The sequence below is a fragment of the Aestuariivirga sp. genome (assembly GCF_046093005.1).
Classification (GTDB): Bacteria; Pseudomonadota; Alphaproteobacteria; order Rhizobiales; family Aestuariivirgaceae; genus Aestuariivirga.
Genome location: NZ_JBJTER010000126.1, coordinates 51,363 through 57,891 on the forward strand (window position 1 = coordinate 51,363; position 6,529 = coordinate 57,891).

The following is a 6,529-nucleotide window of genomic DNA, read 5'->3' on the forward strand; positions in this document are numbered from 1 at the left end:
AGGCGGCTGGCGCCTGACCGTCAGTTCTTGATCCAGGCGCTCCAGCGCGCTTCGTTGGCCTTCATCCAGCCGGCGACCACGTCCTCGATCTTCTTGCCGTCGAGATCGACCTCGGTGATCATCTTGCCCATCTCGTCATTGTCGAGGCTGAAATTCCTGATGGCCGTGTAGGCGGTGGGCCACTTGTCCTTGAGGCCGGCCCAGCCGGCCTTCCAGATTTCTCCCGAAGGCTTGCCGCAGTCATAAGCCATGTCCTTGTTGCTGCCCCAGGCCGGATCGGCGTAGCATTCCTTGGTGTAAGCGGGGAACTCGACCCACTCACCCTGATACTTCGACGGCGCCCAGTGCGGCGCGTAGATCCAGAGCATGATGGGCGCCTTGCGCTGATAGGCGCTTTCGAGCTCGGCGAACAGCGCGGCATCGGTGCCGGCATGGATCACCTCGAAGGGCAGGCCGAGGGCCTGCACGCGCTCGTCATCGAAGCCGCCCCAGGTCACCGGCCCGCCGAGATAGCGGCCCTTGGGCTCCGTCTCCGCCGTGGCGAAGGCCTTGGCGCAGGCCTCGTCCTTGAGCGCCTCCCAGTTGGGAAGACCCGGACAGGCCTCCTTCATATAAGCGGGATACCACCATTCCTCCTTGGCTTTCATGCCAGTGGGGCCGAACACCTCGACCTTGCCGGTGGCGGTGGCGGCATCCATGGCGTCGCGGCCGGTGGTTTCCCAAATTTCCATGGCAACATGCAGGTCGCCGGTCTGCAGCCCGGTGAATTGCGCCAGATAATCAGCCTGGACATATTCGACGTTGATCCCGGCCTTCTTGAGAATCTCGCCCATCAGCTGCGTGGTGATCAGCTGGCCCGTCCAATCATGCAGCGTGAGCTTCACGGGATCGGTGGAGACCGCCGCCTTGGCCGGCGCAATGGCGGCAAGCCCGATCAGCGCTGCAACCCCAAGGCCAGCCAAATACTTTACCTGCGATCTGATGCTCATCGTTCTCTTCCCAAGTTTTGCGACGGGTCTTCCGCCCGGCGTGTTTTGCTGCCCCTGTGAGAGAGTAAGGCTTGCGGCGCAAAGCCTGTCAACGGCATTCCGGACCGGCGGCATCCGCGCCACCCGCGGCGAAGAGTTTACCTAACGGCAAATCTTCCGCACCGCCCCGGCTATCTCGGACAAGAAACAGGGCGTCAAGTCCGCGCTGTTTGGCCAGCGCCGCGCCCCGCTCCGGCCCCAGCACCATGAGGGCGGTGGCCCAGGCGTCGGCCGCGGCGCAACGCTCCGCGACCACGGTGACCGAAGCGGGGCTGTTTTCAAGCGGGGCGCCGCGCCGCGGGTCCATGGTGTGCGAAAGGCGGCGGCCGCCGGCTTCGATCCAATGGCGGTAATCGCCGGAGGTGGCCACCGCCGCATCCTCGAGTTCCAGCACCGCATGGGCGGCACGCCGCGCCGGGTCAGGCGTCTCAACGGCAATCGCCCACGGCGTGTCATCGGAGCGGAGCCCCAAAGCCCGCATCTCGCCGTCAATCCCCACCAGTCCAGAGGCGATTCCGGCGTGTTTCAGGGTTTCCGACAGCCGGTCAACGCCATAGCCCTTGGCGATACCGTTGAGATCGAGCACCAGCCGCGCCAGCTTGCGCACCCGGCCTTCGCCGAACTCCAGAAGCTCATGGGCCGGGCGGCGCCGCGCCACCCGCGCGGCCCTGATTCGCGCCGCCGATGCCGTATCGGGCCCGAACCCCCAGGCACTGACGGCGTCACCAAGGCCGATGTCAAAGGCGCCGCCGGATGCCTGCCCGATTTCGACACCGAGGCGCAGCACGGCGAGGAGATGGCGCGGAACCTCAAGCCATTCGCCAGCCGGCGCGGCGGACAGGCGGTTCATGTCGCTTGCCGGCTTCCAGGCGGACATCTGATTGTCGACCTCGTCCACCGCCGCCTGCAGCGCCTGGCGCAGCGGTTCGGCATCAAATCCCCGTTCAGCATGGAACACGGCCGTCCAGCGCGTGCCCATGGTGGGGCCGTTCAGCGCATGGCGGATGAGCCCGCCTTCAATAAACGTCTTCGACATGGCGCCCCTCCGCCTTGAGCCGGTCCAGCGAAACACCGCAGGGCGCCAGGATTTGGGACAGCGCCTCGGATACGCCCGCCGCCATGTCGCGTCTGCCGCATACCATCACCCGCGCGCCCGCAGCGACCAGCCGCGCAAGCTCAGCCGCATTCAGCCGCAGCGCGTCCTGCACATAATGCGGCCGCTCAGCCCGCGATGTGGCGGTGGCCAGGCGTTTCAGCCGGCCATCGCTGAGCCAGCCGGCGATTTCCCCGTCATAGAGGAAATCGCTCTGAGGATGGCGCATGCCGAAGAACAGATGCACCGGCCGGCGGCGGGCATTGGCGCGGATGAAACCGGCAAGCGGCGCGACGCCCGCGCCAGCCCCGATCAGAATCAGTGGTGCGCGGCTCCTATCCGCATGAAAGCGGGGATTGCGCTTGAGGAAGGCCGAGACGGTGGCGCCGGGCGCCAGCGCCATCAATTCGCCCGAGCACAGGCCGCCCGGCTGCTTTCTCACCGCGATCTCGATGAAGCCATCATGCGCCGCGGAGGCCAGCGAATAAAAGCGCGGTACGGCTGAGCCCTTCGGCACCACCGCCAGCAGGTCACCCGCCTGAAACCGCCCGAAGCCCCCGCCCGCCAGCCGCCGCCACAGCGGAACGCGCGGGAGCGCGAAGCGCAGGATCGCCGTGGGCGCCTGGACATCGGCGCCATAGTCGCGGCGCGAGACAAGCCTCAGCGGATGGGCCTCGGGCCGCGGCGGCAAATGAACGAGGTCGAGGCCGATGCCCAGCCTGGCGGCGAGGTCGCGGCCCCAGCGGGCGAAATCCTGCGCCGACTGGCGGTCCACTGTGGCGAAAGGCAGAAGCTCGGGCCAGCCTTGCTGGCTGGCGCGTTGGGAGATCTCGCTCGCGAAGCCGCAAAAGTGCTGAAAATTGCGGTCGCCAAAGCCCAGCACGGCGAGCGGCAGTTTTGCCGCGGCATGTTCCGTGAAACGGTCGAGGAAGCCCGCCGCGGCGGCCGGCCCATCGCCATCGCCATAGGTGGCGGCGAGAATGATCATGCGCCGGGCGTTGGCGTAGCGGGCCGGGTCAAAGGCGCCAAGTGGCGCGGCATGCACCTTCTGACCAGCCGCGCGCAACGCCTCGTGCAGTGTTGCGGCAAAGCCCCACGTGCTGCCGCCTTCGCTGGCCACCAGCAGGACGGTCTGCGCCACATGGGCGGGCTGGTTGCCGCGGATACGCGGCCGCCCTCGCCGCGCGGCCATCCATTGCACGGCACCCGTCACGCCCATCGCCGGAACGCTCAGCGCCATGAAGCCCAGCACCAGACCCAGCACCGGCGCGCCCTGGCCGGTGTGCAGCATGGCGATGGTCTCGGCGGCGCGCTCCCGTGGGCCAGGGGCGGTCCAGCCAAGCAATAGGCCGGTGCCCTGGTCGATCTTGCCGCTGCCCTGGCCGGTCAGGAGTTCATAGACGCTCGACGGATCGGCCGGGTCGGGGAAGCTCAATTCGCGCAAGTCAGTGACCGGGGTTTCCGTCAGCACCGTGATGCGGCCCACCGGCATGCCAGTCTTGCCGCTGGGCACGGCGGTTAATGCGGCAACACGGGCGTCGGCGGGCAGAAGATCAAAGGTCGATGCCGTCATCCACAGTGCCGTCGCCGAGGACAGAACGAGGCCCGCCACCGCGGCGCGCGCCAGTTCGGCATGCAGGCGGCTGGCCAACGGCCCCTTGAACGGCCTGGCCAGATTCCTCCAGCCGCCGGCCCGCCGCGCCATCAGCATGACGCCTGACAGTGAGAGGAGAAGCATCGCCAAGGCGCCCGACGCCATGACGAGGCGGCCCCGGTCCTCCATGAACAGCGAGCGGTGAAACACCGTGAGCCAGCGCTGAACACGGCCTGGCCCGGGCTCCGCGACCGCCCGTCCGGTGGCCGGATCGATGACCGCCGCGCCGGGCGTGCCGCCGTCGAACCAATAGGCGGTGATGCGCCCAGACGGCGCCCTCTTGATCTGCTCGACGCCGGGGTAGACCGTCTTCACGCGGGCGGCGAGGGCGGCCACGTCAAGACCGGCCTCGGCCTGCGGCGCGGCGAGCCGTTCGGCCGCCGGAAACACCGAAAGACCGGCCCCGCTCAGCGCCAGCAGCGTGACGAGCGCCAACGCCAGAAGCCCCGGCCAGCGGTGCAGCATGCGGATCATCAAGGCCTCCCGCTCACAAGCCGTAGCTGAAGCTCGAAACGTAGCGGCGGCCTTTGACCGGCTGTCCCGCACCCGCCGCGGTGAGCGGAACCGAGATCTCGCGCGGGCTGTCGCGCATGTCCTCGACAGCGGCGTCGATGTGGAGCGTGTAGCCCGCCTCGAACAGCGCATCGGCCAGATCGAGCGTGATCTCCAGCGTCCGGCCCTGGCCGACGCTGGCGCCGGTAATGCCATCGACCTGCGCGGTGTCGCCGCCCGTCGCCTGGTACCAGCCGGTCAGATGCTTGTAGTATCTCGATTTACCGCCGGCCATCCACAGGCTGCCGGCATACGCGCCGGACTTGTCGGTGACATAGAAGGCCAGATAGGCGCCGTTGCCACCATAGCTGTTGAGTTCGGTGGTGAAGGTCACCGGACGGGCCATGGCCGCGCCCGGCAGGGTGAGCGCGGTGGACAATGCCAGCGCGCCGAGAAGCGGTTTCATCATGATTCGTGCTTTCGGAAGTTCAGTTGACCTGGGCCTTCGGCGGTTCGCCCTTGCCAAACAGCCCATTCGGCGGCGGCGATGTCTTGCCGGCCGGCGCCGGGTTCATGGCGCCGCCACAGGCGCCGTCATCATCCTCGCAGTCATCGTCATCGTCTTCATCGTCGCGGTGATCGCGCTTGCCGGTTTTGAGCGCATATTCCTGATCATCGTCATCGTCATCGTCATCGTCATCGATGAGAATCAGTTGCGGCGCGGCCTGTCCGGCTCCTGGCATGGCGGCCCGCATGGCGCTCCACGCGGGCACCGCGATTGCCGCCGAAAGTGCCGTAGCGGCAAGCAACAGGCTGAGGGTCTTGGTCATGGGCAGTGTCTCCTTGGTTGATGGAGACCACACTGGGAGCTTCGGCTGAGGGCTTCCTGACGGCGCCGGTGTTTCTTCGTCAGCTTGCCGTCAGACTGTCAGTCTTCCCCGGACTCGCCCGGTTCAATCTCCAGCACCTTGAGCGTTGCCGGATGCACCAGCGCCTCGACCGGGCGGCCTTCGGCATCGCGGGCCTCGATCTGGTAGCAGCCATCGTCGATCTTGATACGGCGCACCGTCCAACCCTTGGATCTGGCGAGGTCAACGACGGCGGCGCGCGGCTGCCAATCCGCCATGGGCGCCAGACAGGCGTCATCGGCATGGGCGGCGGCGGCCGGAAAGCCCGCCAGAAAGGCCATTAACGCCAGTATCTTTCGCATCGCATCCCGTTTGTGGTAGGTCCGGACGCGCCATATCTTGCAGGCCGAAACTGACAGGATGCTGAAGACCCTCAAGACTGGCCGTCAGCCTGCCTTAAGGGGCGCGCATCAGGAAGCAAGTGAACCACAGGCCGGGAAACCCAGCACTCCATGCGCATTCTGTTGATCGAGGACGATGCCGTGCTGGGCGCCGCGATCCGCGACCAGATCGCCGGGGATGGCCATTCCGCCGACTGGGTGACCAGGCTCGATGCGGCGGGCGACGCCATTGTCAGCGCCGCCTATGACCTTGTGCTGCTCGATCTGATGCTGCCCGACGGCCGCGGCATCCCGTTTCTCAAATCCATCCGCGCCAAAGGCGATGTGACGCCGGTGATCATCCTCACCGCGCTCGACCAGGTGTCGGACCGCATCGCCGGGCTCAACGCCGGCGCCGACGATTATCTGGTCAAGCCGTTCGATCTCGCCGAGCTCTCGGCGCGCATCGGCGCGGTGGCGCGCCGCTATGCCGGCAACCCCAATCCGCTGATCGCCCACGGCGACCTCGAAATCGATCAGGCGGCGCGCAGCATCAGGCGGCAGGGACGGCCGGTCACGCTCACGGCGCGCGAATGGGCGCTGTTCGAAGCCTTTCTCGCCAGGCCCGGCCAGCTTCTGTCCAAGGCGCAGCTCGAAGAGAAGCTCTATGCCTTCGATAAGGACGTCGAAAGCAACGCCATCGAGGTGCATGTGAGCCGGCTGCGCAAGAAGCTCGGCGCCGCGGTGATCGAGACCGAGCGCGGCCTCGGCTACCGGCTGGGGCCGCCGTGAAAAAGCCACTGAGCCTTCAGGCGCGGCTCGGCGTCTCGCTCGGCCTTCTGCTGACGCTGCTGTGGATCACCGCCGCCACGGCGACCGGGCTGCTGCTCCGGCGCGACATGGACCGGGTATTCGATTCAGCGCTTCAGGAAACCGCCCAGCGGCTGTTGCCGCTGGCGGTGGTCGACATCGTCGAGCGCGAGGACGACGGCGTCAACCAGCGGCTTGGCGTCATTCGCGAACATGGCGAATAC

Annotated in this window: 7 protein-coding genes and 1 pseudogene; 2 read left to right on the forward strand and 6 right to left on the reverse strand. The window is 67.2% G+C overall.

Annotated elements, in window-relative coordinates:
- Window positions 1-20 precede the first annotated feature (20 nt).
- The 6 genes from ACKOED_RS11175 to ACKOED_RS11200 all read right to left on the reverse strand — a co-directional run bounded on the left by ACKOED_RS11175 (window position 21) and on the right by ACKOED_RS11200 (window position 5,477).
- On the reverse strand, window positions 21-989 hold the full coding sequence (locus tag ACKOED_RS11175) for an ABC transporter substrate-binding protein (protein ID WP_408916671.1): 969 nt from the start codon (window positions 987-989) through the stop codon (window positions 21-23).
- An 88-nt stretch (window positions 990-1,077) separates the two neighbouring features.
- The gene (locus tag ACKOED_RS11180; protein ID WP_408916672.1) at window positions 1,078-2,064 is read right to left on the reverse strand and encodes an FAD:protein FMN transferase; all 987 of its coding nucleotides are present in this window, start codon (window positions 2,062-2,064) and stop codon (window positions 1,078-1,080) included.
- Window positions 2,045-4,249 carry a PepSY domain-containing protein gene (locus ACKOED_RS11185; protein ID WP_408916673.1) on the reverse strand — a complete coding sequence of 735 codons (2,205 nt, stop codon included), beginning with the start codon at window positions 4,247-4,249 and terminating at the stop codon, window positions 2,045-2,047. Before ACKOED_RS11185 ends, ACKOED_RS11180 begins: the two co-directional genes overlap by 20 nt.
- A 13-nt stretch (window positions 4,250-4,262) precedes the next feature.
- On the reverse strand, window positions 4,263-4,733 hold the full coding sequence (locus ACKOED_RS11190) for a DUF2271 domain-containing protein (RefSeq protein WP_408916680.1): 471 nt from the start codon (window positions 4,731-4,733) through the stop codon (window positions 4,263-4,265).
- Between the two features lie 22 nt (window positions 4,734-4,755).
- On the reverse strand, window positions 4,756-5,097 hold the full coding sequence (locus ACKOED_RS11195) for a hypothetical protein (protein ID WP_408916674.1): 342 nt from the start codon (window positions 5,095-5,097) through the stop codon (window positions 4,756-4,758).
- A 98-nt stretch (window positions 5,098-5,195) separates the two neighbouring features.
- Window positions 5,196-5,477: a PepSY domain-containing protein gene (locus ACKOED_RS11200; protein ID WP_408916675.1), complete on the reverse strand. Its 282-nt coding sequence runs from the start codon at window positions 5,475-5,477 to the stop codon at window positions 5,196-5,198.
- A 150-nt stretch (window positions 5,478-5,627) separates the two neighbouring features.
- On the opposite strand from ACKOED_RS11200, the gene ACKOED_RS11205 reads away from it, so the two are divergent.
- The gene (locus tag ACKOED_RS11205; RefSeq protein WP_408916676.1) at window positions 5,628-6,287 is read left to right on the forward strand and encodes a response regulator transcription factor; all 660 of its coding nucleotides are present in this window, start codon (window positions 5,628-5,630) and stop codon (window positions 6,285-6,287) included.
- Window positions 6,284-6,529, forward strand: a pseudogene (locus tag ACKOED_RS11210) (two-component sensor histidine kinase); the annotation flags it as partial. The gene ACKOED_RS11205 and the pseudogene ACKOED_RS11210, both read left to right, overlap by 4 nt.